22 protein-coding genes are annotated in these 24,019 nt (G+C 71.9%); 12 read left to right on the top strand and 10 right to left on the bottom strand.

Features of this window, described 5'->3' with window-relative positions:
- Positions 1 to 72: 72 nt before the first annotated feature.
- Positions 73 to 1,497, bottom strand: a complete 1,425-nt coding sequence (purB, locus tag AB0C01_RS18450) for an adenylosuccinate lyase (protein ID WP_357243518.1) — start codon at positions 1,495 to 1,497, stop codon at positions 73 to 75.
- Between the two features lie 66 nt (positions 1,498 to 1,563).
- Positions 1,564 to 2,856, bottom strand: coding sequence for an acetyl-CoA C-acetyltransferase (locus tag AB0C01_RS18445; protein WP_357571676.1), 1,293 nt, complete (start codon positions 2,854 to 2,856; stop codon positions 1,564 to 1,566).
- 55 nt (positions 2,857 to 2,911) lie between these two features.
- Between AB0C01_RS18445 and AB0C01_RS18440 the strand changes: the two genes are divergently transcribed.
- The 7 genes from AB0C01_RS18440 to AB0C01_RS18410 all read left to right on the top strand — a co-directional run bounded on the left by AB0C01_RS18440 (position 2,912) and on the right by AB0C01_RS18410 (position 9,923).
- On the top strand, positions 2,912 to 4,270 hold the full coding sequence (locus tag AB0C01_RS18440; protein ID WP_357571675.1) for a 3-oxoacyl-ACP reductase: 1,359 nt from the start codon (positions 2,912 to 2,914) through the stop codon (positions 4,268 to 4,270).
- Between the two features lie 140 nt (positions 4,271 to 4,410).
- On the top strand, positions 4,411 to 5,232 hold the full coding sequence (locus AB0C01_RS18435) for a MaoC/PaaZ C-terminal domain-containing protein (RefSeq protein ID WP_357244085.1): 822 nt from the start codon (positions 4,411 to 4,413) through the stop codon (positions 5,230 to 5,232).
- A gap of 79 nt (positions 5,233 to 5,311) precedes the next feature.
- Positions 5,312 to 6,064 (top strand): NUDIX domain-containing protein, encoded by a 753-nt coding sequence (locus tag AB0C01_RS18430; RefSeq protein WP_357243509.1) that lies wholly within the window; start codon positions 5,312 to 5,314, stop codon positions 6,062 to 6,064.
- Positions 6,061 to 7,032: a serine/threonine protein kinase gene (locus tag AB0C01_RS18425; RefSeq protein ID WP_357571674.1), complete on the top strand. Its 972-nt coding sequence runs from the start codon at positions 6,061 to 6,063 to the stop codon at positions 7,030 to 7,032. The genes AB0C01_RS18430 and AB0C01_RS18425 overlap by 4 nt, the downstream gene beginning before the upstream one ends.
- Before the next feature lie 9 nt (positions 7,033 to 7,041).
- Entirely contained in the window at positions 7,042 to 8,001 is a 960-nt protein-coding gene (locus tag AB0C01_RS18420) for a hypothetical protein (RefSeq protein WP_357373205.1), read from the top strand.
- Positions 7,998 to 9,260, top strand: coding sequence for an adenylosuccinate synthetase (locus tag AB0C01_RS18415; RefSeq protein ID WP_357571673.1), 1,263 nt, complete (start codon positions 7,998 to 8,000; stop codon positions 9,258 to 9,260). The genes AB0C01_RS18420 and AB0C01_RS18415 overlap by 4 nt, the downstream gene beginning before the upstream one ends.
- 63 nt (positions 9,261 to 9,323) lie before the next feature.
- A complete protein-coding gene (locus AB0C01_RS18410; protein WP_357243497.1) occupies positions 9,324 to 9,923 on the top strand; it encodes a DedA family protein in 600 nt (199 codons plus the stop codon).
- A gap of 26 nt (positions 9,924 to 9,949) precedes the next feature.
- Here AB0C01_RS18410 and AB0C01_RS18405 read toward each other — a convergent pair whose 3' ends face one another.
- Complete coding sequence (locus AB0C01_RS18405; protein WP_357243494.1) at positions 9,950 to 10,591, bottom strand: response regulator transcription factor; 642 nt, start codon at positions 10,589 to 10,591, stop codon at positions 9,950 to 9,952.
- Positions 10,588 to 11,739, bottom strand: a complete 1,152-nt coding sequence (locus tag AB0C01_RS18400; protein ID WP_357243491.1) for a histidine kinase — start codon at positions 11,737 to 11,739, stop codon at positions 10,588 to 10,590. Before AB0C01_RS18400 ends, AB0C01_RS18405 begins: the two co-directional genes overlap by 4 nt.
- A gap of 169 nt (positions 11,740 to 11,908) precedes the next feature.
- Between AB0C01_RS18400 and AB0C01_RS18395 the strand changes: the two genes are divergently transcribed.
- Positions 11,909 to 12,571, top strand: coding sequence for a DedA family protein (locus AB0C01_RS18395; RefSeq protein WP_357243489.1), 663 nt, complete (start codon positions 11,909 to 11,911; stop codon positions 12,569 to 12,571).
- 41 nt (positions 12,572 to 12,612) lie between these two features.
- Here the strand turns inward: AB0C01_RS18395 and AB0C01_RS18390 are convergent, their stop codons facing one another.
- Positions 12,613 to 13,251, bottom strand: a complete 639-nt coding sequence (locus tag AB0C01_RS18390) for a TetR/AcrR family transcriptional regulator (RefSeq protein WP_357243486.1) — start codon at positions 13,249 to 13,251, stop codon at positions 12,613 to 12,615.
- A 68-nt stretch (positions 13,252 to 13,319) separates the two neighbouring features.
- Here AB0C01_RS18390 and AB0C01_RS18385 point away from each other — a divergent pair, with 68 nt between their 5' ends.
- The 3 genes from AB0C01_RS18385 to AB0C01_RS18375 all read left to right on the top strand — a co-directional run bounded on the left by AB0C01_RS18385 (position 13,320) and on the right by AB0C01_RS18375 (position 16,752).
- A complete protein-coding gene (locus tag AB0C01_RS18385) occupies positions 13,320 to 13,772 on the top strand; it encodes an SCP2 sterol-binding domain-containing protein (protein WP_357243483.1) in 453 nt (150 codons plus the stop codon).
- Between the two features lies 1 nt (position 13,773).
- The gene (locus tag AB0C01_RS18380) at positions 13,774 to 14,988 is read left to right on the top strand and encodes an acyl-CoA dehydrogenase family protein (protein WP_357243480.1); all 1,215 of its coding nucleotides are present in this window, start codon (positions 13,774 to 13,776) and stop codon (positions 14,986 to 14,988) included.
- A 201-nt stretch (positions 14,989 to 15,189) separates the two neighbouring features.
- Positions 15,190 to 16,752, top strand: coding sequence for an AMP-binding protein (locus AB0C01_RS18375; RefSeq protein ID WP_357243475.1), 1,563 nt, complete (start codon positions 15,190 to 15,192; stop codon positions 16,750 to 16,752).
- A gap of 55 nt (positions 16,753 to 16,807) precedes the next feature.
- On the opposite strand, the gene AB0C01_RS18370 is transcribed toward AB0C01_RS18375, so the two are convergent.
- The 5 genes from AB0C01_RS18370 to AB0C01_RS18350 form a co-directional block, all read right to left on the bottom strand.
- On the bottom strand, positions 16,808 to 18,019 hold the full coding sequence (locus AB0C01_RS18370; protein ID WP_357243472.1) for a hypothetical protein: 1,212 nt from the start codon (positions 18,017 to 18,019) through the stop codon (positions 16,808 to 16,810).
- A gap of 2 nt (positions 18,020 to 18,021) precedes the next feature.
- Positions 18,022 to 18,606: a SigE family RNA polymerase sigma factor gene (locus AB0C01_RS18365; RefSeq protein ID WP_357243469.1), complete on the bottom strand. Its 585-nt coding sequence runs from the start codon at positions 18,604 to 18,606 to the stop codon at positions 18,022 to 18,024.
- A gap of 425 nt (positions 18,607 to 19,031) precedes the next feature.
- A complete protein-coding gene (gene purD, locus AB0C01_RS18360; protein WP_357571672.1) occupies positions 19,032 to 20,282 on the bottom strand; it encodes a phosphoribosylamine--glycine ligase in 1,251 nt (416 codons plus the stop codon).
- A 152-nt stretch (positions 20,283 to 20,434) separates the two neighbouring features.
- The gene (locus tag AB0C01_RS18355) at positions 20,435 to 21,004 is read right to left on the bottom strand and encodes a hypothetical protein (protein ID WP_357244129.1); all 570 of its coding nucleotides are present in this window, start codon (positions 21,002 to 21,004) and stop codon (positions 20,435 to 20,437) included.
- A gap of 574 nt (positions 21,005 to 21,578) precedes the next feature.
- Entirely contained in the window at positions 21,579 to 22,868 is a 1,290-nt protein-coding gene (locus AB0C01_RS18350; RefSeq protein ID WP_357571671.1) for an adenylosuccinate synthase, read from the bottom strand.
- Between the two features lie 124 nt (positions 22,869 to 22,992).
- On the opposite strand from AB0C01_RS18350, the gene AB0C01_RS18345 reads away from it, so the two are divergent.
- Entirely contained in the window at positions 22,993 to 24,006 is a 1,014-nt protein-coding gene (locus tag AB0C01_RS18345) for a diacylglycerol kinase family protein (protein WP_357571670.1), read from the top strand.
- Positions 24,007 to 24,019 lie beyond the last annotated feature (13 nt).

Raw genomic sequence — 24,019 nt, 5'->3', positions numbered from 1 at the left:
TAAACCTCTTGATCACCGAGGCGGGGCGGGTGGGGGCGGGTGGGGTGGGGTGGTGGCTGGGCGGGGTGGGGGTTAGAGGATGGGGGGTGGGGCGTAGGTTGCGGCGTTTGGGTGAGTTTGGACTACCTTGGTGATTCGACGGGTGATCGCTTCGACCTGGGCGGCGGCGGCGCCGACGAAGGCGGATCGGTCCGCGACCAGGGCGTCGATGTCGGTGCGGGACAGGCCGAGCCGGCCGTCGGCCGCCAACCTGTCGAACAGGTCGTTCTCCGGCGAGCCCTGTTCGCGCATGGCCAGGGCCACCGCGACCGAGTGCTCCTTGATCACCTCGTGGGCGACCTCCCGGCCGACACCCCGCCGGACCGCCGCCACCAGGATCTTCGTGGTGGCGAGGAACGGCAGGAACCGCTCCAACTCCCGGTTGATCACCGCCGGGTACGCGCCGAACTCGTCGAGCACGGTGAGGAACGTCTGGAACAACCCGTCGGCGGCGAAGAACGCGTCCGGCAGGGCCACCCGGCGGACCACCGAGCAGGACACGTCCCCCTCGTTCCACTGGTCACCGGCCAGCTCGCCGACCATCGACAGGTAACCCCGGATGATCACCGCGAAGCCGTTAACCCGCTCCGACGAGCGGGTGTTCATCTTGTGCGGCATCGCGCTGGAACCGACCTGACCCGGCTTGAAGCCCTCGGTGGCCAACTCCTGGCCGACCATCAACCGGATCGTGGTGGCCAGCGACGACGGCGCGGCGGCGGTCTGCGCCAGCGCGGCCAGCACGTCGAAGTCGAGCGAACGCGGGTAGACCTGCCCGACGCTGTCCAGCACCCGGGAGAAGCCCAGGTGCTCGGCGACCCGCCGTTCCAACTCGGCCACCTTGTCGGCGTCGCCGTCGAAGAGGTCAAGCTGGTCGGCGGCCGTACCGACCGGTCCCTTGATCCCCCGCAGCGGATAGCGGGCGATCAGGTCCTCCAACCGCTCGTACGCGATGAGCAGCTCCTCCGCCGCCGACGCGAAGCGCTTGCCCAGCGTGGTGGCCTGCGCCGCCACGTTGTGCGAACGGCCGGTCATGACCAGCTCGGAGTGCTCGTACGCCAGCCACGCCAACCGGGCGAGGGCGGCCACCACCCGGTCCCGGATCAGCTCCAGCGAGGCACGCACCTGAAGCTGCTCGACGTTCTCGGTGAGGTCCCGTGAGGTCATCCCCTTGTGCACGTGCTCGTGCCCGGCGAGCGCGCTGAACTCCTCGATCCGGGCCTTCACGTCGTGCCGGGTGACCCGCTCCCGCTCGGCGATCGAGGCGAGGTCGACCTGGTCGAGCACCCGCTCGTACGCCTCGACCACGCCGTCCGGCACGGCCACACCCAGGTCGCGCTGAGCGCGGAGCACGGCGAGCCAGAGCCGCCGCTCCATCCGGACCTTCTCCTCCGGAGACCAGAGGGCGACCAGTTCGGGCGAGGCGTACCGGTTGGCCAGCACGTTGGGGATCGTCGTCACGTACCTCATTGTCCCGCACCCGCCGACCGGCGCCTGGACCGGGCCGGGCTGTCCGGGCTGCTGCGCTCAGCGTTCCAGGATCGCGGTCACACCCTGGCCACCGGCCGCGCAGATGGAGATCAGCCCGCGTCCGCTGCCCTTCTCGGCAAGCAGCTTGGCCAGGGTCGCCACGATCCGCCCGCCGGTGGCGGCGAACGGGTGCCCGGCGGCCAGCGACGAGCCGTTGACGTTGAGCCGGTCGGTGTCGATCGCGCCCAGCGGCGCGTCCAGGCCGAGGCGGTCCTTGCAGAACTCCGGCGACTCCCAGGCGGCGAGGGTGGCCAGCACCTGCGAGGCGAACGCCTCGTGGATCTCGTAGTAGTCGAAGTCCTGCAACGTCAGCCCGGCGCGGGCCAGCATCCGGGGCACCGCGTAGGCGGGTGCCATCAGCAGCCCCTCGTCGCCGTGCACGAAGTCGACGGCTGCCGTCTCCGACCAGCTGAACCAGGCCAGCACCGGCAGGTTGTGCGCGGCCGCCCACTCCTCGCTGGCCAGCAGCACGGTGGAGGCGCCGTCGGTGAGCGGCGACGAGTTGCCGGCGGTCATGGTGGCGTGCTCGGCGTCCGGGCCGCGGGTGCCGAAGGCCGGCTTCAGCGAACCGAGCTTCTCCAGGCTGGTGTCGGGGCGAAGATTCGCATCGCGGGTCAGCCCCAGGTACGGCGTCATCAGGTCGTCGAAGAAGTTCCGGTCGTACGCGGCGGCCAGCCGTTGGTGTGAGCGCAGCGCCAGCTCGTCCTGGGATCGCCTGTCGATCTGCCAGCGCAGGGCGGTGCGGGCGGCGTGGTCGCCCATGGACAGGCCGGTGCGCGGTTCGGCGTTGCGCGGGATCTCCGGTTTGAACGGCTGGAGTGGCCGCAGCTTCGCCGCGACCTTGAGTCGTTCGCCCAGGGTGCGGGCGGAGTTGAGTTTGAGCAGCGTGCGGCGCATCTCCTCGTTGACCGCGAGCGGGGCGTCGGAGGTGGTGTCGACGCCGCCGGCGATGCCCACGTCGAGTTGGCCGAGGGCGATCTTGTTGGCGACCAGGATCGCCACCTCCAGGCCGGTGCCGCAGGCCTGCTGGATGTCGTACGCCGGGGTGTGCGGGTCGAGCCGGGAACCGAGGACCACCTCGCGGGTGAGGTTGAAGTCGCGGGAGTGTTTGAGCACCGCGCCGGTCACCACCTCGCCGACGCGCTGCCCGGCCAGCCCGTACCTGGCGATCAGGCCGTCCAGCGCGGCACCGAGCAGGTCCGAGTTGGACGCGTCGGCATAGCGGGAGTTGGAACGGGCGAAGGGGATGCGGTTGCCCCCGATGACCGCGACCCGCCGGATGCTTTGCACGATCCGCCTCCTCGACCTGTGTTGCTCGAACCCTACTCGCCAGTAGGCTACGCCCATGACCGACAGGTACGCGAGCTTCGTCCAATCGGCCGCCGGCCGCGCGCTGGTCAAGCGCCTCGGGCTGCCCGACCCGCCCCGACTGCGCCGGCACCACCCCGGCGACCCGCTGCTGGCCGGGCCGGCCCTGCTCGGCGCGGCCACCGGCGGCCGGCTCGCCGAGCCGCTCGCCAAGATCCTGACCACCGCCGGGGTCGAGCTGCGCGACACCACCACCGCCGCGACAGAGGACCGCTTCGGAGCCCTGGTGTACGACGCCACCGGGATCACCGACTCCGCCCAGCTCCGCCAGCTCTACGACTTCTTCCACCCGCAGGCCCGGACGTTGCTGCCCAGCGGTCGGGTGATCGTGCTCGGCACCCCGCCGCAGGAGTGCGCGACGCCCCGCGAGGCGACCGCCCAGCGCGCCCTGGAGGGGCTGGTCCGCAGCATCGGCAAGGAGTTCGGCCGGGGCACCACCGCGCAGCTCGTCGCCGTCACCCGCGCCGGTGACGACGCCGGCACACTCACCAGCCTCGAATCGACAGTCCGGTTCCTGCTGTCCGGCCGGTCCGCGTACGTCTCGGGCCAGGTCATCCGGGTCGGCGTCGGCGCGGCGAGCGCCCCGGCGGACTGGGACCGCCCGCTGGACGGCCAGGTCGTGCTCGTCACCGGCGCGGCCCGGGGCATCGGTGCGGCGCTCGCGACGGTGCTCGCCCGCGACGGCGCGCAGGTCGTGGCGCTGGACATCCCGGCCGCCGGGGACGCCCTCGCCGCGGTGGCGAACGACATCGGCGGTACGGCCGTGCAGCTCGACCTGACCGCGCCGGACGCGCCGACCCGGCTCGCCGACCACCTGGCCAGCAGGCACGGCCGGGTCGACGTGGTGGTGCACAACGCCGGCATCACCCGGGACAAGACGCTCGGCCGGATGGACGCTGACCGGTGGGACCAGGTCATCGACGTCAACCTCTCCAGCCAGGAGCGGATCAACGACGTGCTGCTGGAGCGGGGGCTGATTCCGGCCGGCGGGCGGATCGTCGCGGTCTCGTCGATCGCCGGGATCGCCGGCAACCGGGGGCAGACGAACTACGCGACGAGCAAGGCCGGCGTGATCGGGTTGGTCGACTCGCTCGCCCCGGCCCTGCGCGCGCGGGGGATCAGCGTCAACGCGGTGGCCCCGGGCTTCATCGAGACCCGGCTGACCGCGCGCATCCCGCTCGTGGTCCGCGAGGCGGGCCGACGCATGAACAGCCTGGCCCAGGGCGGATTGCCGGTGGACGTGGCCGAGACGATCGGCTGGCTCGCCTGGCCGGCCAGCGGTGCGGTCAGCGGCAACGTGGTCCGGGTCTGCGGCCAGAGCCTGCTGGGGGCGTGATGGGCCGCCGGAAGGAGCCGGACGACGACCTCTCCCTGCACGAGTTGATCGACGGCCCGACGGAGACGCTGTCGGCGGAGACGCGGGCCGCGGCGCTCCGGCCGGAGTCCGGCGGTCGTACCCCTGTCGAACTGGCTCGGATGCCGGCGGCCGGGGCGCTGCACCGGCGGGCGGTGCTCGGCGCGCTACCGGGTCTCGGTGGCGGGCGGCGACGTGGTCCCGACCTGCCGGCCGTCGAGCTGGCCGTGCGCGGCGTGACCGTCGACCGGGCACAGCTGGCCGACTACGACCGGGTCTGTGGGTTCCGGCTCGCCGACCGTCTGCCCGGCACCTTTCCGCACGTCCTGGGGTTCCCGCTGAGTCTGCGGCTGATGACCATGCCGGAGTTCCCCATTCCACTGATCGGCCTGGTGCACGTGGGCAACCGGATCACCGTGCGCCGCCCGATCAGCGCCGACGAGACCCTCGACTTCACGACGTACGCGGAGAACCTGCGCCCGCACGCCCGGGGACGGCAGGTGGACGTGGTGCTGGTGGGATCGGTCGACGGCGAGACGGTCTGGGAGGGTGTCTCGACGTACCTGGGTCGAGAACGCAAGCCCGGCGGCGGGGGCGACCGCGGTAGGCGTCCCGACGCACCGGCCGCCACGGCCCGTTGGCGGGTGGATCCCCGGGTCGGCACGACGTACGCGCGGGTCTCCGGGGACCACAATCCGATCCACACCTCGCTCCTGGGCGCGCGGCTGTTCGGCTTCCGCCGGCCGATCGCGCACGGCATGTGGAGCAAGGCCCGCTGTCTGGCCGCCCTGGAGAACCGGCTGCCGGACGCCTACACCGTCGAGGTCGCCTTCAAGGCGCCCGTGTCGCTGCCGAGCACGGTGAACTTCACCCTGTTGCCGGACGGCGGGTTCGCCCTGCACGACTCGCGCGGGCGTCCGCACCTGGCGGGTTTCGTGCGCTGACGATTTCCGGGTTGGCAGGGGTGCCCTCGTACGTTAAGTTATTCTCAGAGCGAGATGTTCTCAACCTGAGAGAGACGCGATGAACGAGCAGGAGTTCCTGGCCGCGTACGACCCACGGGCCTACCCGTCGGTCGCGGTGACCGTCGACGTGGTGGCGCTGACCATCCGCGACGGTGCGCTGCACCTGCTGCTGATCCAGCGCGGTCAGCAGCCCTTCGCGGGGCACTGGGCGCTGCCCGGCGGCTTCGTCCAACCCGACGAGGACCTGGCCGCCGGCGCCCGACGGGAGTTGGCCGAGGAGACCGGGCTCGGCGGCGACCGGCTGCGCCGCGTACACCTGGAGCAGTTGGGCAGCTATGGCACCCCCGACCGCGACCCGCGGATGCGTGTCGTCTCGATCGCGCACCTCGCGTTCGCCCCCGACCTGCCGGATCCGGCCGCCGGCACCGACGCCGACGCCGCGATCTGGCTGCCGGTCACCGCGTTGACCAGCCGACAGCTCGCCTTCGACCACGGCCGGATCATCGACGACGGGCTGGAGCGTGCCCGGTCCAAGCTGGAATACACCCCGCTCGCCACGCGCTTCCTCGACGCCGAGTTCACGATCAGCGAGCTACGCACGGTCTACGAGACGGTCTGGGGTCACCCGCTGCACGCCGGCAACTTCCACCGCAAGGTGCTCTCCGTGCCCGGCTTCGTGGAGAGCACCGGCGCCAGCACCGAACGCGGCGGCTCCCGCGGCGGCCCCCGCGCCCGCCTCTACCGGGCCGGCGACGCCCGCCTGCTGCACCCGGCGCTGCTGCGCCCCGCCCGCGAGGAGACGGTGCGATGAGGACGGCGGCGGCCATCGGCCTGGTCGCGGCGGCCCACACCGACGCCGACCTGTTCGGCACGGACCAGCCGGCCCGGCGTTACCGCGAGCTGGTCGCGGCCCTGCACCCCGACCGCCTGCCGGCCGACCCCGCGGTACGCGCCGAGGCCCTCGACGCGTTCGTCCACGTCACCACCCGGTGGCAGGCCCGGCAGGTCACCGTCCTCGGCGACTACCGGCTCGGCGCGCCGGCCCACTCCGGTGACCTGGCCGACCTCTTCGACGTCGGTGCCGACCGTCTGCTCAAGCTCCCCCGACGGCCCACCGACAACGACCTGCTGGCCCGCGAGGCACACGCCCTGCGCACCATCGCCGAGCGCGGCGACCCGCGCTACCTGCCGTACGTGCCCCGGCTCGTCGACGAGTTTCCGCACCGCGACACCGCGTCCGGCGCCGAACGACGGATCAACGTCATCGCCACCGCACCCGGGCTGCACGACCTGGACGAGGTGCGGCGCGCGTACCCCGACGGGTTGGACGCCCGGGACGCGGCCTGGATGTGGCGGCGGCTGCTGGTGGTGCTCGGCCTGGCCCACCGGGCGGGCGTGGTGCACGGCGCGGTCCTGCCCCGACACGTGCTGATCGAGCCGGACGGCCACGGCGTCGTGCTTGTCGACTGGTGTTTCTCCGCCCCCACCGGCACCACCATCCCGGCGCTCGTGCCCGGCCAGGAGGACTGGTATCCGGAGGAGGTCCCCCGCAAGCGGCCCGCCGGACCGGGCACCGACATCGCGATGGCCAGCCGCTGCATGAGCTGGCTGATGGGGTCGCGTGCGCCCCGCGAGCTGCACGCCTTCGCGCGGGGCTGTCGGCAGCGGTCCCTGGACGCCCGGCCCGACGACGCCTGGCGGCTGCTGCGCGAACTCGACCAGGTGCTGGACCGGCTCTACGGGCCACGCACCTTCCGACCCTTCACCCTCACCCCCTAAGGAGCTGTCATGGGCAGTGGAATCTGGTCCACCGACGTGTACGACGCCGCCGACCGCTACCGCCGGTCCACCGGCCGGAGCGCCTTCTCCTACAGCGACAGCGGGGCACGCACCGTGCACACCGCGCTCGATCCCCGCGACGCGATGCGCGAGAGCCGCGACTCCGACGAGCATCCCCGGTCGACCCCCGTCGCCGTGCTCTTCGACGTGACCGGCTCGATGCGCAACGTGCCACGCGTCCTGCAGACCAAGCTGCCGCAGCTGCTCGGGCTGCTGCAACGGCAGGGGTACGCCAGCGATCCGCAGATCATGTTCGGCGCGATCGGCGACGCCACCTGCGACCGGGTGCCGTTGCAGGTCGGGCAGTTCGAGTCGGACAACCGGATGGACGACGACCTCGGCCGGATCGTCCTCGAAGGCGGTGGCGGCGGGCAGATGAGCGAGTCGTACGAGCTGGCCATGTACTTCATGGCCCGGCACACCGCCACCGACAACTGGGACCGGCGCGGCCGGCGCGGCTACCTGTTCATCATCGGTGACGAACTGGCGTACCAGCAGGTGAAGGCTCGTGAGGTGGCCAAACTGATCGGCGACGACCTGGCCGAGGACGTGCCGCTGCGGCAGGTCGTCGACGAGGTGACCCGCCGCTGGGACACCTACTACCTGCTCCCCGCCGGCAGCCACTACGCCGGCAACGCCAAGGTGCTCGACTTCTGGCGGGACCTGCTCGGGCAGAACGCCGTCGTGCTCGACGACCTCGACGCGGTCTGCGAGACCATCGCGCTCACCATCGGCCTCGGCGAGCAGGCCATCGACCTGGACGAGGGCCTGCGCCACCTGGACCACGCCGGTTCCAGCGCCACCGGCACCGTCTCGAAGGCCCTGGCCCGCCTCGGCCGGGGACGACGGGCCGAGGTGTCGACGCTGCCCGCGTTCACCGACACCGCCGGTGGGGTGAGGAGGCTGTGAGGCACGTGGCGGTGGTCGACCTCGGCTACGGCGACGCCGGCAAGGGCACGGTGGTGGACTGGCTCTGCGCCACCCGGCCCGTGCACACGGTGATCCGCTTCAACGGGGGTGCGCAGGCGGCGCACAACGTCGTGCTGCGCGACGGGCGGCACCACACGTTCGCGCAGTTCGGTGCCGGGACGTTCCACCCCGGTGTCCGTACCCACCTGTCGCGGCACGTCGTGGTGGACCCGCTGGCGCTGGCCGCCGAGGCCGACCATCTCGCCACGCTCGGGGTGACCGACGCGCTCGACCGACTCACCGTCGACGGGGACGCGCTGCTCGCCACCCCGTACCACCGGGCCGCCAACCAGGCCCGGGAGATCGCCCGGGGAGCCGACCGGCACGGCTCCTGCGGGCTGGGGGTGGGCGAGGCTGTCGCGTACGGTCTCGCCCACCCCGACGACGCGCCCCGGGTCGGCGACTGCCGCAGCCCAGCGCTGCTGCGCCGTCGGTTGACCGCCCTGCGGGACCGGCTGACCGCCGAGCTGGGTCCGCTGGACGCGCCGCCGGTCGAGGACTGCCTGCCCGCGTTCACCGGGTTCGCCGGGCGGGTCGCGATCGTGGACGGAAACTGGCTCGCCGGAGCACTGCGCGCGGGGACCTGCGTCTTCGAGGGGGCACAGGGGGTGCTGCTCGACGAGTGGCACGGCTTCCACCCGTACACGACGTGGAGCACCACCACCTTCGCCAACGTGGACGGCCTGCTCGCCGAGGCGGGCCGGTCCGGCGACGCGACCCGGATCGGGGTGCTGCGGATCGTCACCACCCGGCACGGTGCCGGCCCGCTGGTGACCGAGGACCCGAGCCTGTCGTTCACCGACAGGCACAACGCCACGAACCCGTGGCAGGGCCGGTTCCGGTTCGGCCACTTCGATGCGGTCGCCCACCGGTACGCCCTCGCGGCGGCCGGTGGGGTCGACGGCCTGGCGCTGACCCACCTCGATCTGACCGGCCCCGACCTGCGGATCTGCCGCCGCTACGACACCACCGACCGGCTCACCCCCGGCCCACCCGGTGACCTGGACCGGCAGGCCGCGCTCACCGCCCGCCTGCTGCGCTCCCGCCCGCTCTACGACGATCCACCGGCGGACTGGGCGGAGGCGATAAGCACGGAGCTGGCCACCCCGGTGGTGCTGACCTCGCGCGGCCCCACCGCCGACGACAAGACCCCCCACGGCCCACTGCTCGCCCAACCAGCCCTGGTCCACTCGGCCTAACCCGACCCTCCCTATACCGCCGCTTCGGCACCGGGACCGGTCGTGCCCGGCGAGCATGGGGGCATGGACTCCGCGCTCGACCTGCTCCGACAGCTCGTCACCTCACCATGGGTGTACCTGCTGATCTTCGGGCTCACGGCGGTCGACGCGTTCTTTCCAGCCGTACCCGGTGAGGCGGCCGTCATCACCGCCGCCGTGCTCTCCACCAGCGGCAATCCCAACCTGGCGGCGGTGATCGTCGCCGCCGCCGTGGGCGCCTGCGCCGGCGACCACATCTCGTACGCCATCGGGCGCGGTGGCGGCGCGAACCGGCTCGCCAGGTTTCCCGACGGCAGCCGCCGACGGGCCAGCTCGGAATGGGCGAGACGCGCGCTGAACCGGCGCGGCGGGCTGATCCTGACCACCTCCCGCTACCTGCCGGGAGGCCGGACGGCGGTCACCCTCACCATGGGCGCGGTGCGCTATCCCCGCCGGTCGTTCCTGCTCTACGACGCGATCGCGACGGTCACCTGGGCTTTGTACTGCGGGCTGCTCGGCTACTTCGGTGGGCTGGCCTTCGAGCGCCACCCCGTCAAGGGCGTCCTCGCCGGGATCGGCCTGTCGGTGCTCGTCACCTTCGGCATCGAGGGCATCCGTTGGCTGCGACACCGGTCGCGCCACTGACCGGACCGGTGGCGGCGGGACACCCGTCACAGCAGGTCGGCGTCGTACACCAGGATGGCCAACTGCACCCGGTTGCCGGCCTGGAGCTTGGCCAGCGCGCGGCTGACATGTGCCTTCACGGTGGCCTCGCTCATCGTCAACCGCCTGGCGATCTCCGCGTTGCCGTGCCCGCGGGCCACCTCCCGGACGATCTCCAACTCCCGCGTGGTCAGCGGCGCCAGCCGCTCCCGAGCCGCCTCCCGGCGGGCCGGGCCACGCTCGGCGAACGAATTGAGCAGGCGCCTGGTGACCGTCGGGGCGAGCATCGCGTTGCCGGCGGCCACCGTGCGGACGGCTGCCGCCAACTCCCGGGGCGGGGTGTCCTTGAGCAGGAAGCCAACCGCGCCGGCCCGCAGCGCCCGGTGCACGTACTCGTCGAGGTCGAAGGTGGTCAACATGATCACCTTCGGTCCGGCGGCGACCACGTCGGGCGCGATGGTCAGCCCGTCGACGCCCGGCATCCGCACATCGAGCAGCACCACGTCGGGACGTAACCGCTGGGCCTGCTGCAACGCGCCGGCGCCGTCCGCCGCCTCGCCCACCACCGTGATGTCCTCGGCCGCCTCCAGGATCAGCCGCAGCCCGGCGCGGAGCAGGTGCTCGTCGTCGACCACCACCACCCGGATCACGCCGCACCCGCCAGCGGGATCAGGGCGCGGACCAGGAAGCCGCCGTCCACCGGGGTCGCCTCCAGTCGGCCGCCGAGCAACTCCACCCGCTCGCGCAGCCCGAGCAGCCCCTGACCGGAACCGGGCAGGGACTGGCCACCCTCGGACGGACCGTTTTGGACCCGCACCTCCAGCCCGTCGGGCAGGTAGCGCAGGCACACGGTCGTCTCGGCGTCGGCGGCGTGCTTGCGCACGTTCGTCAGCGCCTCCCGGACCACCCGGTACGCCGTGCGCCCCACCGTCGCCGGTAGCGCCGTCGGAACTCCCTCGTCCCGCCGGTGCACCCGCAACCCGGCGACACGGGACTCCCCGATCAACTCGTCCAACGCGTCGAGCCCCCGCTCCGGCAGCACTGCCGGACCGGCCTGCCGCAGCACACCCAGCACCTCGCGCAGGTCGGTGAGCGCCTCCCGCCCGGTCGTCCGGATCAGCGCGGCGGTTTCGACTGTCGCCGGAGCGGTCGCGGTCACCTCCAGCGCCCCGGCGTGCACCACCATCAGCGAGACCCGGTGCGCGACCACGTCGTGCATCTCGCGGGCGATCCGGGTCCGCTCCTCGGCGCGGATCCGGTCGGCGCGGGCCTCCTGTTCACGTTCCAACCGCTCGGCCCGGTCCCGCAGGGCGGCGAGCGTCTCCCGGCGCGCCCGCACCCAGAGGCCGAACACCAACGGAAGCCCGACCAGACCGGCGGCGAGGAAGAACACGTTGCCGGTGGTGGCGGTGGTGATCCGGCGTACGCCGCCCACCGCCAGCCCGACGAGCACCCCACCGGCCAGCACCGTGGCCGCACCGACGAGGTAGGCGGCAAGCCGACGGCCCCGCAGCCGCAGCCCCGCCTGGTACGAGGCGACCACTCCGGCGGCCGCGGCGGCGAGCACCAACCAGCTGGCCGTCGCGGCCAGGAACAACGGCCAGCGACGGGTCCGGACCGTACTGGCGGCCCAGCCCGAGCCCACGGCGATGGCCAGCACGACCGCGCCCGGCAGCGGCGAGCGGACTCCCAGGTCACCTGTCGCGCTGGCCCAGACGGCCACGGCGACCAGGACGGCGAGCAGCAGCGGGGCGTACCGCTGGACGACCCGCCGGAGGGCGACGGCGCTGGTGGCCACGGGGTGAGCGTAGGGCTCCGCCGAAGGCTCGGCTCGCCCCACACCGTCGGATGCGGGTGTCCTGGGGGATGACCCCTACCCGGCCTCCGGGCCGAACCAGACCTAAGTGATGGTGTCCCGCTGACCACTGGCCGATGGCAGGAACCGCCGCCCACACCAGCATCGGGGCATGGATCTGCTCGACCTGCTGCACGAGACGATGTCCTCGCCGTGGGTGTACCTGGCGATCTTCACGATCGCGGTGCTCGACGGCTTCTTTCCGGTGGTGCCGAGCGAGACGGCGGTGATCACCGCCGGGGTGTTCGCGGCCTCCGGCGCGCCGTACCTCCCCGCGGTGATCCTGGTGGCCGCGGCCGGGGCACTGATCGGCGATCACGTCTCGTACGCCATCGGCCGGGGTGGTGGCACCCGGCTACTCGACCGGCTCCCACCCGAGGGTCGGCGTAGGCGGGCCATCGAGTGGGCGCGTCGGGGCATCGCCACGCGGGGAGGACTCATCCTCACCGTGGCCCGCTACGTGCCGGGCGGCCGGACGGCGGTCACCCTCACCATGGGCGCGGTGCACTATCCCCGCCGACGGTTCCTGGTCTTCGACGCGCTCGCCGCCGGCTCGTGGGGGCTCTACTCCGGGTTGGTGGGATACCTCGGCGGGATGGCCTTCGAGCAGGACCCGCTGCGTGGGCTCCTGCTCGGTCTGGGCCTCGCCCTGGGGGTGACGACGATGGTCGAGGTGGTCCGCTGGCTCGGCCGGCGTCGCCGATCCGCGCGATCGGCGACGGCGGACGAGCCGGATGCCGGTGAGCTGATCTCGGGCGGCCAGCCGGCGCGCTGATCTCGGGGCGGCCCGGCCGGTGCGCGGGCTTCGGGGCGGGGTCAGTCGGCGGCCGGGCGCCAGACGACGCCGTGCAGGAGTTGGCCGGCGCCCAGCCAGGCCACGTTCATCATCCGGGTGGCCGTCTTCTCCGAGTCGGCTTCGGGGTGGTCCGCGAGCCAGTCGGCAAGCGACTCGGTGGCGCCGACCAGGGCGTACGCGACGACCTCCAGGTCGACGGCGGCGATCTCCCGACCCTCGGCGCGCAGTGCGTGGTCGAGCATTCCGGCGACGACCTCGACCAGCCGGGCACGCATGGTGGCCAGTTCGCCGGCGAACGGCTGCTCACCCCGAGCCTGCCGGTAGAGCACCGCCCAGCCGTCGCGGTGCGCGCCCACGAAGCCGAAGAACGCCTTCAGCCCTCGCCAGAGCCGAACGTCGGCCGGCAGGTCGGGGGCGGCGGCGCCGGCGATGGCCTGCATCATGCGGGTGCCCTCCCGGTGCAGGCAGGCGACGAAGAGTTCTTCCTTGGTGCCGAGGTACGCGTACACCATGGGCTTGGAGATGCCGGCATCCTCGGCGATCTCGTCCATGCTGGCGGCGTGGAAGCCACGTCGGGAGAAGACCTTGACGGCCGCGTCAAGCATCTGCTGCTCACGAACGGCGCGTGGCAGGCGCTTGAAGGCGGGCGGTGTGGACACCTTGCGAGCATACCTACTCGTGCGTAGGGTTACGCACGAGTAGCCATATCTTGCGGAAGGCGCACCTGATGACTGACTTCGACCCGGCCACCTTCGCCAACGTCGGCCCCAAGGAGTTCGCCCAGCTGGTCAAGTCCACCCCGGACGACAAGATCGCCCAGGTGATGTCCGGTGACCTGCGCGGCAAGGTGCTCGGCGAGGTGTTCGGCCGGATGCCGTCGCTGTTCCGCGCCGACCGGGCCGGCTCCACCAACGCGGTCATCCACTGGGTCATCACCGGTCGCCCCGACGGCGGCAACGACACCTACGAGGTGGTCATCGCCGACGGCACGTGCGTGGTGAACGAGACCCCGCAGCACGACCCGAAGCTGAGCCTGACCATGGGCCCGGTCGAGTTCCTGAAGATCGTCTCCGGTGGCGCCAACCCGGTGATGATGTTCATGACCGGCAAGCTGAAGGCGAAGGGCGACCTCGGCCTCGCCGCCAACATCGCCAACCTGTTCGACATCCCCAAGGCCTGACATGGCCGAGTTCTCGCTCGACCTGAACGAGGAACAGCGGGATCTGCGCGACTGGGTGCACGGCTTCGCCGCCGAGGTCGTGCGCCCGGCCGCCGCCGAGTGGGACGAGCGCGAGGAAACCCCGTGGCCGGTGATCCAGGAGGCCGCGAAGGTCGGCCTCTACGGCTTCGAGTTCCTCGCCACCTGCTGGGCCGACCCGACCGGGCTCTCCCTGCCGATCGCCAGCGAGGAACTCTTCTGGGGTGACGCCGGCATCGGCCTCTCCATCTTCGGCACCTCGCTCGCCGTCGCCGCCATCTACGGCACCGGCACGCCGGACCAGCTGGTCGAGTGGGTGCCGCAGTGCTTCGGCGACGTCGACTCACCCGCCGTCGCCGCGTTCTGCTCCAGCGAGCCGGAGGCCGGCTCCGACGTCGGCGCGATGCGCACCCGGGCCGTCTACGACGAGGCCACCGACGAGTGGGTGCTCAACGGCCAGAAGGCGTACGCCACGAACGGTGGGATCGCCGGCGTGCACGTCGTCACCGCCTCCGTCGACCCCGCGCTCGGCTCCCGCGGCCAGGCCGCATTCGTCGTACCCCCGGGCACCCCCGGCCTGGCCGCCACCCGCAAGCTGCGCAAACTCGGCCTGCGCGCGTCCCACACCGCCGACGTCTTCCTCGACGGGGTACGTGTGCCCGGCCGCTGCCTGCTCGGCGGACGAGACGCCCTGCTGGCACGCCTCGACCGGGCCCGCTCCGGTCAGCGGGCCACCGGGCAGGCCGCGATGCGCACCTTCGAACTGACCCGACCCACCGTCGGCGCGCAGGCGCTCGGTGTGGCGCGGGCCGCCTACGAGTACGCCCTGGACTACGCGAAGGACCGGGTCCAGTTCGGACGGCCGATCATCGAGAACCAGGCCGTCGCGTTCGCACTCGCCGACATGCGGATGGAGATCGACGCAGCCCGGCTGCTGGTCTGGCGTGCCTCGTGGATGGGCCGCAACAACCGCCCGTTCACGGCGGGCGAGGGATCGATGTCCAAGCTCAAGGCCGGCGAGGTCGCGGTGTCGGTCACCGAGAAGGCGGTGCAGCTACTCGGCGGTGCCGGTTTCCTGCGCGATCACCCGGTGGAGCGCTGGTACCGCGACGCCAAGATCTACACCATCTTCGAGGGCACCTCCGAGATCCAGCGACTGGTCATCTCCCGCGCGATCTCCGGGACGCAGATCCGCTGACTCGGCGGAGGCGGGCGTCGAGGCCGCGGGATTCACATACCGCGGCCGCCACCGGATTCCACGATCTGTGCCGTGTTCGTCACCCCACACGGACGTGAACTGGGCCTTCCGCCGGACCCAGTGCATGATCAAGGACGACGCCCTGACGGACGGGGAAGATCCGCTGCCCTGTCCGCGCACCACCCCGAGGAGGTCTGCGGCATGGACCTGCCGTTCATCATCGCCACGCTGACCCGCCGTGGACTGCTCACCCCCGGCAGCCCCGTCCGGGTCGCCGCGCAGCTCAACGCGTTGCGGACGTGGGGATGGAGCCTGGGCGGCGAGTTGCGCCAGGCAGCCGCCCGGGACCCCGGCCGGACGGCGGTCATCGACGAGAACGGCGTCGAGCTGACGTACCACGATCTGCTCGACCGGGCCGAGCGGATGGCCCGCTCGATGCGGGCGGGCCTCGGCGTCCAGGCCGGTGACCGGATCGGTGTGCTCTGCCGCAACCATCACGGGCTGATCGAGACGATCGTCGCGGCCACCCTGCTCGGCGTCGACGCCGTGCTGGTCAACACCGGGCTCTCCGCCGCCCAACTGGGCACCGTCACCGAGGAGCAGCGGCTGCGGCTGCTGGTGCACGACGACGAGTTCGCCGAGCGGGTCCTCGGCCTCCCCGCCGAACTGCCCCGCCTCGACGAACGAGGCCGCGAGGAACTGGTCGCCGGGGCGCTGCCGGGTGACCTACAGCCGCCGGAGCGGGACGGCCGGATCATCGTGCTCACGTCCGGCACGACAGGTGCGCCCAAGGGCGCCCGCCGACCCACGCCGAGCGGCTTCGGCCCGCTGGTGTCCATCATCGACCGCATCCCGCTGCACGCCCGGGACCGGGTGATGATCGCGGCACCGATCTTCCACACCTGGGGGTTCGCCGCCCTCCAGGTCTGTTTCGCGTTGCGGGCCACCATCGTGCTGCACCGGCGCTTCGACCCGGTCGCCACGCTCACCGCCCTGACCGCGCACAGGTGTGACGCGCTGTTCGCCGTACCGGTGATGGTGCAGCGACTCCTGGAGGTGCCCGCGCCCGACCCGCGCCCCCCGCTCAAGGTCGTCGCGGTCAGCGGTTCCGCCCTGCCCGGCGGGCTCGCTCCGAGGTTCATGGACGTCTACGGCGACGTCCTGTTCAACCTCTACGGCTCCACCGAGGTCTCCTGGGCCTCCCTCGCGGCTCCCCAGGATCTGCGCCAGGCACCCACCACGGCCGGCCGACCACCCCACGGCACCCGGCTGGAGTTGCTCGACGACAACGGGCAGCCGGTGCCGCCCGGCCAGGTCGGGCGGATCTTCGTCGGCAACGAGATGCTCTTCGAGGGGTACACCTCCGGTGCCAGCCGGGAGACCCACGACGGCCTGCTCGACACCGGTGACCTCGGCCGACTCAACCCCGACGGGCTGCTCTTCGTCGACGGACGAGCCGACGACATGATCGTCTCCGGTGGCGAGAACGTCTTCCCATCCGAGGTGGAGGACCTGCTCACCCAACTACCCCAGGTCCGCGAGGCGGCGGTGATCGGCGTGCCGGACGCGGAGTACGGCCAGCGGCTGTCCGCGTTCCTCGCCCTGCACCCGGGCGAGACGCTCGACCCCGAGGCGGTACGCGAGTACGTCCGACACTACCTGGCCCGATTCTCCGTTCCCCGGGACGTGATCCTCGTGAAGTACCTGCCCCGTAACGCCACCGGCAAGGTGCTCAGCCGAGAGCTACGCCGCTACTACGGCTGACCGCCCCGGAACCGCCGGCGAGAACCGGTGAGTTCCGGGGCGGTGACCGCGCCCGTCAGTCGACCATCAGCGAGGGCCGCCAGTCCTGCTTGGCCCCGGCGAGGTCGAGGCGCTGGAACAGGCCCTTCGTGCCCTGCTCATCGAGCGTGCCGCGGTGCGCGTCGATGCGGACCACCATCCCCCGCACGTCAATCACATCCAGCCTCTCCAACCCGCTCGGATCAGCGGCAGCGTAGAAGGCCGCCTGATGACCGTCGATGGTGGTGTTCGGCGGCTCGTGCAACAGCTTCCCGTTCAACTCGGCCCGAATCTTGTCGGTCATCTCGACGTACGGGGAGAAGCCGACGTCCAGCGTCTTCGACCACTGCGTACCGGGGCTAGCGGTGGCGGGTTCGGCGCTGTACATGACGTTGGCGTACCACCGCCAGCCGTCCGGGGTCAGTGGCCCCTGAACCGTGGCATTGATCAGCCGCAGGTTCTGCGGCACCCCCCTTACCTGGGCCGGCATCTTCACCCGCTCGGTCGTGCTGAACCTGAGCTTCTGCGCCACGTGCAGGGCGATCTCGCGGGCGTCCTGCCCCTCCGCCCAGGTTGCGACATCGACCTCGGCCCAGCCGTCCGGGGCGTACTGCCAGCGGAGGGAGAGCCGGTCAGTGCCGTCGACGTCGTACTGGGTGAAGGTCGCCGTCGCGCCCCGCACATCGGGCGCGGGCGCCGTGCTCACGACGGGTGCCCGTTGGTCAATGCCCATGACCTGCGGCGCCTGCGGCGTCACCCCCTTCGGGTAGAGATCGACCGAAACTCCCGCCCAGTTCTGCGGATCGCCGCCACTCCCGCTCAGAGAGACACCCAGACCAAGAGGCGACACACCCGCCGAGTAACTCAGCCTGGCCAGGCCCGACGGCAACCAACCGAACCGCATGTACTGAACGGTCGGGTCGATCGTCTCCAAGGCGGCCGGGATCCGGGACGTGTCGGGCGACGGCACCTTCCCGGTGTACGGCTCCAGCGGAGCCAGAGCGCCGAACAGGTTCAGTGACGACGGCGTCGCCGACGGCGACCCGTCCGGCGGCGCGACCAGGCCCGGCACCGTGACGGCACCGACGACCACCGCGACCACCGCCAGTGCGGCGCCCGCACTGCGCACGTACCAGCGCTGCCGCCGCCCGGCGGTCATCGCCCGTTCGATGTTCACCACGGCGGACGGTGTCTCGGCCGCCTCGACCTCGGCGCGCATCAAGCGCGCCACATCCATTTCGTCGATCATTGTCAACTCCCGTGGGCCCACGCGTTGGTCGGCGTGCCACTCGCCTTGCCGGTCTGCATGGCGGTCGGCACGTCGTTTCGGACGGGGGCGAGCAGTCCTCGCAGCGTCGCCAACCCCTTGGCGGTCTGGCTCTTGACGGTGCCCGGCGCGCAGCCCAGCGCCTGTGCCGTCTCCTCCACCGTCAGGTCCTGAAAGAACCGCAGCACCAGGACGGCCCGCTGCCGCGGCGCGACCTGGCGCAGCGCCGCAACCAGATCGAGCCGCTCCGTGGCATCCGGGGCGGTCGGTGCGGGCCGCTCCGGTAGCAGGTCGGTGAGCAGCACCCGAGCCCAGCCGCGTCGCCGCTCGTCGATCAACCGCCGCATCAACATCGTCCGGACCAGCGCATTCAGGCTGTCGGCCCGCCGAGCCCGGGGCCAGTTGCGGTACAGCTCGGTGAGCACCCGCTGCACGATGTCGTCGCCCTGATGCCAGTCACCGCACATCAGGTACGCCGTCCGGCGCCACTGCGGCAGACCAGCGCGAACGCACTCGGTGTAGTCCGCGTCGGCCGCGGACCGTTCGACCGATCTCCGGCTCAGCGGCATCCTCGGACCTGTCCTCCCACCGGCCACCAACAGCACGGTGATCGTCCGCAAACCCGCATCTCCACTCCTCCCGTCGCTGTGCCTCCGACACCGCTAAGTCGTGGCCCGAGCAACGTCGGGTTGCCCCACGGGGGCGACAACCTCACCAGACGGGCTCATCCACCCCTTCGGTCGGCACGCTGGACGAGGAGGGTGGTGTTGGACTGTCGGCGGGCCGGGTGGTGGCAGATCGTGCACGGGCCTCGGGTGTCGTGCGGCGGCACCGGAGCGTGGCGAACATCCTGGCCGCGCGCACGCCGATCCGCTCCGCCGGCACGGAGGCATCGAGCTACGGCCCGGAACCGGGGGTCGGATCCTCCATCAGCCCGACCGCCCCTGCGGACGTTCGCGGTGAGAGGCAGGCACCCGCCCACCGATGCGGGGAGTCAGCTCGGGATCGTGATCCGGCCGTCGATCGCGGCGGCGGCGATGTCGGTGCGGTGCTGCGAGCCGGCCAACTCCACGCCGTCCACCAGCGCGTACGCGGCATCCCGCGCGGCGGCCAGGTCGGGGCCGGTGGCCGTACCGCAGAGGACCCGGCCTCCGGCGGAGAGCAACGCGCCGTCGCTGGCCCGGCGGGCGGTGCCCGCGTGGATGATGCCCGGTCGGTCCGCGCCGGTGATCACGTCGCCGGTGTGCGGCGCGGCCGGGTAGCCCGGAGCGGCGAGCACCACGGTGACCGCGCTGCCGTCCCGCCACCGCAGCGGCGGATGCTCGGCAAGCGTGCCGGTGGCCGCCGCGCGCAGCAGCCCGCCCAGCGGGGTCTCCAGGAGCGCGAGCACCACCTGCGTCTCCGGGTCACCGAAGCGCGCGTTGAACTCGATCACCCGAGGGCCGGCTGCGGTGATCGCGAGCCCGACGTAGAGCAGGCCGGCGAACGGGGTGCCCCGACGGCGCATCTCGGCCAGGGTCGGGTGGACCACGTCACGCATGACCTCGTCGACCAGGCCGGCGGGGGTCCAGGCCAGCGGTGCGTACGCGCCCATGCCGCCGGTGTTCGGTCCGGTGTCGCCGTCGCCGAGCCGCTTGAAGTCCTGCGCCGGCAGCAGCGGCAGGGCCGCCTCGCCGTCGGTGACCACGAAGAGGCTGACCTCCGGGCCGTCGAGGAACTCCTCGATCACGACCCGTCCGCAGTCGGCGGCGTGCGCCAGGGCGGCGGACCGGTCGTCGGTCACCACCACACCCTTGCCGGCGGCGAGACCGTCGTCCTTCACCACGTACGGGGCACCGAACGCGTCGAGCGCCCGGGCGGTGCTCTCCGCGTCCGTGCAGACGTACGCTCGGGCGGTCGGCACGCCGGCGGCGGTCATCACGTCCTTGGCGAACGCCTTGGAGCCCTCCAACTGGGCGGCCGCACCGGAGGGGCCGAACACGGCGATCCCCTTGGCGCGTAGCGCGTCGGCGACCCCGGCGACCAGCGGCGCCTCCGGGCCGATCACCACCAGGTCGGCGGCTGTCTCCACGGCCAGCGCCGCGACCGCGGCCGGATCCGTCGGAGTCACGGTCCGCAGCTCAGCCACCGCGCCGATCCCCGGGTTGCCCGGCGCAGCAATCAGCGCCGAAACAGCCGGATCGCGCACCAACCCGAGCGCGAGCGCATGCTCCCGCCCGCCACCACCCACCAAAAGAACGCGCACGACCCCGCATCCTACTGCCCACCGCTCCAACCCCCGCGGACCGCCATCCGCCCACCCCCGACCACCCTCCGCCACCCTCCGCCACCCTCCGCCCGCTGGTGATCAAGAGGTTTGCGTCAGGCATCGACCTGTTTCTGACCCAAACCTCTTGATCACGGACGCGAGAGTCGGGCCGCCGTGATCGCCTGGCGGACGGTCCAGGGGATGTAGTCGGGGCGCAGGGTGTCCTGCCAGGTGAAGCGGAGAATCGTCCGGCCGGCGTTGACCATTCGGTTCTGGCGGCGGCGGTCGGCGAAGGCCGCCTCCGGCGTGCCGTGGGCGTCACGACCGTCGGCCTCCGCAATCACTCTCGGGCCACGCCACCCGAGGTCGCCGACTCCGAGCAGGTATCCGTCGTTGTCACGGACCTCCAACTGCAGCGTGTCTGGCGACACCCGCCCGTCCACGCACCGCAATCGTGTGCGGGTCTCGAGCGGCGACTGGGCACGCCCGTCTGCCTCAGCCAGACAGGATCGTGCCGTGACCGCACCTCGTCGCCCCCGAATCAGGTTCGGGATCACGTCCAGGTGCGCCGGGGTGATGCGGCCCCGGTTCAGCGCCGAGTCGAGGATCGAGACGGCCGAAAAACGATCAACCCGGAGAATGGCGTCCGAGACCGTGCGGAGCGGAGCGGTCACGCGAACGCCCGCGACCTCCCCTATCTCGCCGGGGGCGACGGTCACCTGGTGGACGACCAGCCACGGTGCCAGGACGCGCTGAGGCCGCGGTCGATCGACCGGAACCGAGACATGAACGTCTGGACTCCGGCGAAGACCAGCGATGTCGTGCAACTCCAGCGCGGTGTCCAGGACGGCGAAGGCGCCCGGTCCGAGGCTTACGACCGCCGCCCGAATCCGCGCTCGCCGCAGTGTCGAATCACTCGGCTGCGCGTCCGGCAGGAAGCAGCCGCGCAGAAGCCGTTGCCACCTGCCGGACCGATGCAACTGCCGGACTTGGTCCCTGGTCAGTCCGGCGCGCAACGCCTGCGCCAGAGTGACCATCCCGTCCTGCCGGGCCGCGACGTCGCGCAGTAGCTGGTGTGCTCGCACACCAACACCCTGCCCACCGACCCAACCCCATCAAAGCCCCTGTGGACAACCCCCACCACCCTGTGGATAACCCTAGTACCCGACCCCTCCCCCACTCCCTCCCCGCTGCCCCTCGTGATCAAGAGGTTTGCGTCAATTCCGCGCCGAATACTGACGGAAACTTCTTGATCACCGGCGCCAGGGGGGGTGGGGTGGGTGGTGGGTTGGGTTAGGGGAGGAGGGGGTGGAGGACTACGTTTTCTTCTCGGCCTGGGCCTACGCCTACGACGCTCACCCTCGTGTTGCAGAGTTCTTCGACCCTCGCGATGTAGCGGCGGGCGTTCTCCGGGAGGTCGTCGATGGTGCGGGCCTTGGTGATGTCCTCCCACCAGCCGTCGAGCTCCTCGTAGACGGGCGTGGCGTGGTGGAAGTCCGTCTGGCTCATCGGCATGTCGTCGACCCGGACGCCGTTGATCTCGTAGCCGACGCAGAGCGGCACCTTGGGCAGGCCGGTGAGCACGTCCAGCTTGGTGATGACCAGGTCGGTTACACCGTTGAGGCGGCAGGCGTACCGGGCGACGACCGCGTCGAACCACCCGCACCGGCGCTCCCGCCCGGTGGTCGTGCCGTACTCCGCACCGATCTTGCGCAGGTGATCGCCGTTGGCGTCGAACAACTCGGTCGGGAACGGCCCCGCGCCCACCCGGGTGGTGTACGCCTTGCTCACCGCGATCACCTTGTTGATCGCGGTGGGCGGGATGCCGGCACCCACGCAGGCACCACCGGCGGTCGGGTTCGACGAGGTCACGAAGGGGTACGTGCCGTGATCCATGTCGAGCATGGTGGCCTGCGCACCCTCCAGCAGCACCGTGTCGCCGCGGTCCAGGGCGTCCCAGAGCATCGCCCGGGTCTCCGCGATGTACGGCTTGAGCCGCTCGGCGTACGCCAGGTACTCCTCGACAGTCGCCTCGAGGTCGATCGCCTTGCGGTTGTAGACCTTGAACAGGATCTGGTTCTTCTCACGCAGGGCGAGTTCCAGCTTCTTGCGCAGGATGCCCGGGTCGAGCAGGTCCTGCAGCCGGATGCCGATCCGGGCGACCTTGTCGCCGTACGCCGGGCCGATGCCCCGGCCGGTGGTGCCGATGCGCGACGAGCCGAGGTAGCGCTCGATCACCCGGTCCAGTGCCCGGTGGTGCGGCATGATCAGGTGCGCGTCACCGGAGATCCGCAGCCGGGAAACGTCGACGCCGCGCTCGGCCAGGCCGTCGATCTCGGCGAGCAGCACCTTCGGATCGACCACCACACCGTTGCCGATGACGATCATCGCGTTCGGTGAGAGCGCGCCGGACGGCATCAGGTGCAGCGCGTATTTCTGGCCGTCCGGGGTGATCACCGTGTGCCCGGCGTTGTTGCCGCCGGAGTAGCGCACGACGTAGTCGACCCGCTCACCCAGCAGGTCGGTAACCTTGCCCTTGCCCTCGTCGCCCCACTGAGCGCCGATGAGCACGATCGCTGGCATCTTTTCCGCCTCCAGAAGGCTCGGGTGCCAGGTGGCGACCGCTCGGCGAGCCCGGGGTGTCAGGTTAACAAGTAGTGACGGCGTGGCCGGCAGGGGTCGCGTCGAGAGGCAGGAGGCTCCTTCCGTGTACGACGTGGTGCTGCTCACCCTCGGTTCGGAGCGGGACGCTCCCGGGGGCTGTGGCAGCGGTGGGGCCTGCTGCGGCGGCGCGACCGAGTCCGCAACCGACCCGACGAAGCAGACCGACAGCGAGCAGTGCGCCACCGAGCGGCCCCGGGTGCCGGTGCTGGCCTGCTCGGACGCGCTGATCGCCAGGGGTGCCCGGGTGGAGATGGTCACCGCCCGCTCCGACGCGGAGATCGACGCGGTGTTGGCCCGGCTCGACGGTCCGGCCCGCCCGGACGGTCTCACCTGGCCCGACCTGGACGGCAAGACCCGGCTGGTCGTCGCCACGGCGAGCGACGGGCAGTTGCGCGCCGTGCTGCGCCGACTGGTCCGGCGGTACGCGCCGGCGCCGAGCAGAAGACCGGCGGATCTGCCCGGCAACCGGACCCTGCCCGACCTGCCGCCGGTGGCCGTACTCCCGCTCGATCCGGCCCGTGGCGGCACCCACCAGGACCTGGCCGCGCAGCTCGGGCTGCCGCGCGACCCGGCGGCGGTGGCCGAGGCGGTGGTGGACGGCACGGCGCGCCGACTCGATCTGCTGCGCAACGACGGTGGCTCGGTGACCCTGGACGGCGCGTTGCTCGGCGCCGCCGACGACGACGGACGGCCGATGCACTGGCGGGCCCGGGTGGAGGTGGACGACACCGTCCTCACCAACGGCGACGAACCGCTGCTGGCCTGCGTGGTCGGCAACGCCGGCGGGTACGCGACGCTCGACGACGTCGTGCTGCTGACCGCGCCGGACCCGACCGACGGCCAGATCGAGGTCGCGGTGGCCGTGCCGGTGGTCGTCCGCTCGGCGCTGGGCCGCAAACGGGTCCGTCTGGAGGTGCGGCGAGCCCGTGGACGGGCTGTTTCGGTGCTGCCCCGGGAGGGGAAGGTCCCCTATCTCGACGATGGTGTCGAGGCTGAGCTGACCCGAAAGCGTTCCTGGTGGATCGAGCCGGGTGCCTGGGCGGTCTGGTCGATCTGACCCTGCGGTCGCG

The sequence above is a fragment of the Micromonospora sp. NPDC048905 genome (assembly GCF_040649655.1).
In the GTDB taxonomy this organism is placed as follows: Bacteria; Actinomycetota; Actinomycetes; order Mycobacteriales; family Micromonosporaceae; genus Micromonospora.
Note: the sequence above shows the minus strand (reverse complement) of the source record. Positions and strands in the feature narration are given on the sequence as shown.

What these genes read in the sequence shown, in the direction of transcription:
- AB0C01_RS18420 (WP_357373205.1), top strand. Translation starts at nt 7,042, where the DNA reads ATGGGCAGTGGAATCTGGTCCACCGACGTGTACGACGCCGCCGACCGC.
- AB0C01_RS18375 (WP_357243475.1), top strand. Translation starts at nt 15,190, where the DNA reads ATGGACCTGCCGTTCATCATCGCCACGCTGACCCGCCGTGGACTGCTC.
- AB0C01_RS18395 (WP_357243489.1), top strand. Translation starts at nt 11,909, where the DNA reads ATGGATCTGCTCGACCTGCTGCACGAGACGATGTCCTCGCCGTGGGTG.
- AB0C01_RS18425 (WP_357571674.1), top strand. Translation starts at nt 6,061, where the DNA reads ATGAGGACGGCGGCGGCCATCGGCCTGGTCGCGGCGGCCCACACCGAC.
- AB0C01_RS18435 (WP_357244085.1), top strand. Translation starts at nt 4,411, where the DNA reads ATGCCGGCGGCCGGGGCGCTGCACCGGCGGGCGGTGCTCGGCGCGCTA.
- AB0C01_RS18410 (WP_357243497.1), top strand. Translation starts at nt 9,324, where the DNA reads ATGGACTCCGCGCTCGACCTGCTCCGACAGCTCGTCACCTCACCATGG.
- AB0C01_RS18370 (WP_357243472.1), bottom strand. Translation starts at nt 18,019, where the DNA reads ATGATCGACGAAATGGATGTGGCGCGCTTGATGCGCGCCGAGGTCGAG.
- AB0C01_RS18385 (WP_357243483.1), top strand. Translation starts at nt 13,320, where the DNA reads ATGACTGACTTCGACCCGGCCACCTTCGCCAACGTCGGCCCCAAGGAG.
- AB0C01_RS18430 (WP_357243509.1), top strand. Translation starts at nt 5,312, where the DNA reads ATGAACGAGCAGGAGTTCCTGGCCGCGTACGACCCACGGGCCTACCCG.
- AB0C01_RS18365 (WP_357243469.1), bottom strand. Translation starts at nt 18,606, where the DNA reads ATGCCGCTGAGCCGGAGATCGGTCGAACGGTCCGCGGCCGACGCGGAC.
- AB0C01_RS18440 (WP_357571675.1), top strand. Translation starts at nt 2,912, where the DNA reads ATGACCGACAGGTACGCGAGCTTCGTCCAATCGGCCGCCGGCCGCGCG.
- AB0C01_RS18350 (WP_357571671.1), bottom strand. Translation starts at nt 22,868, where the DNA reads ATGCCAGCGATCGTGCTCATCGGCGCTCAGTGGGGCGACGAGGGCAAG.
- AB0C01_RS18380 (WP_357243480.1), top strand. Translation starts at nt 13,774, where the DNA reads ATGGCCGAGTTCTCGCTCGACCTGAACGAGGAACAGCGGGATCTGCGC.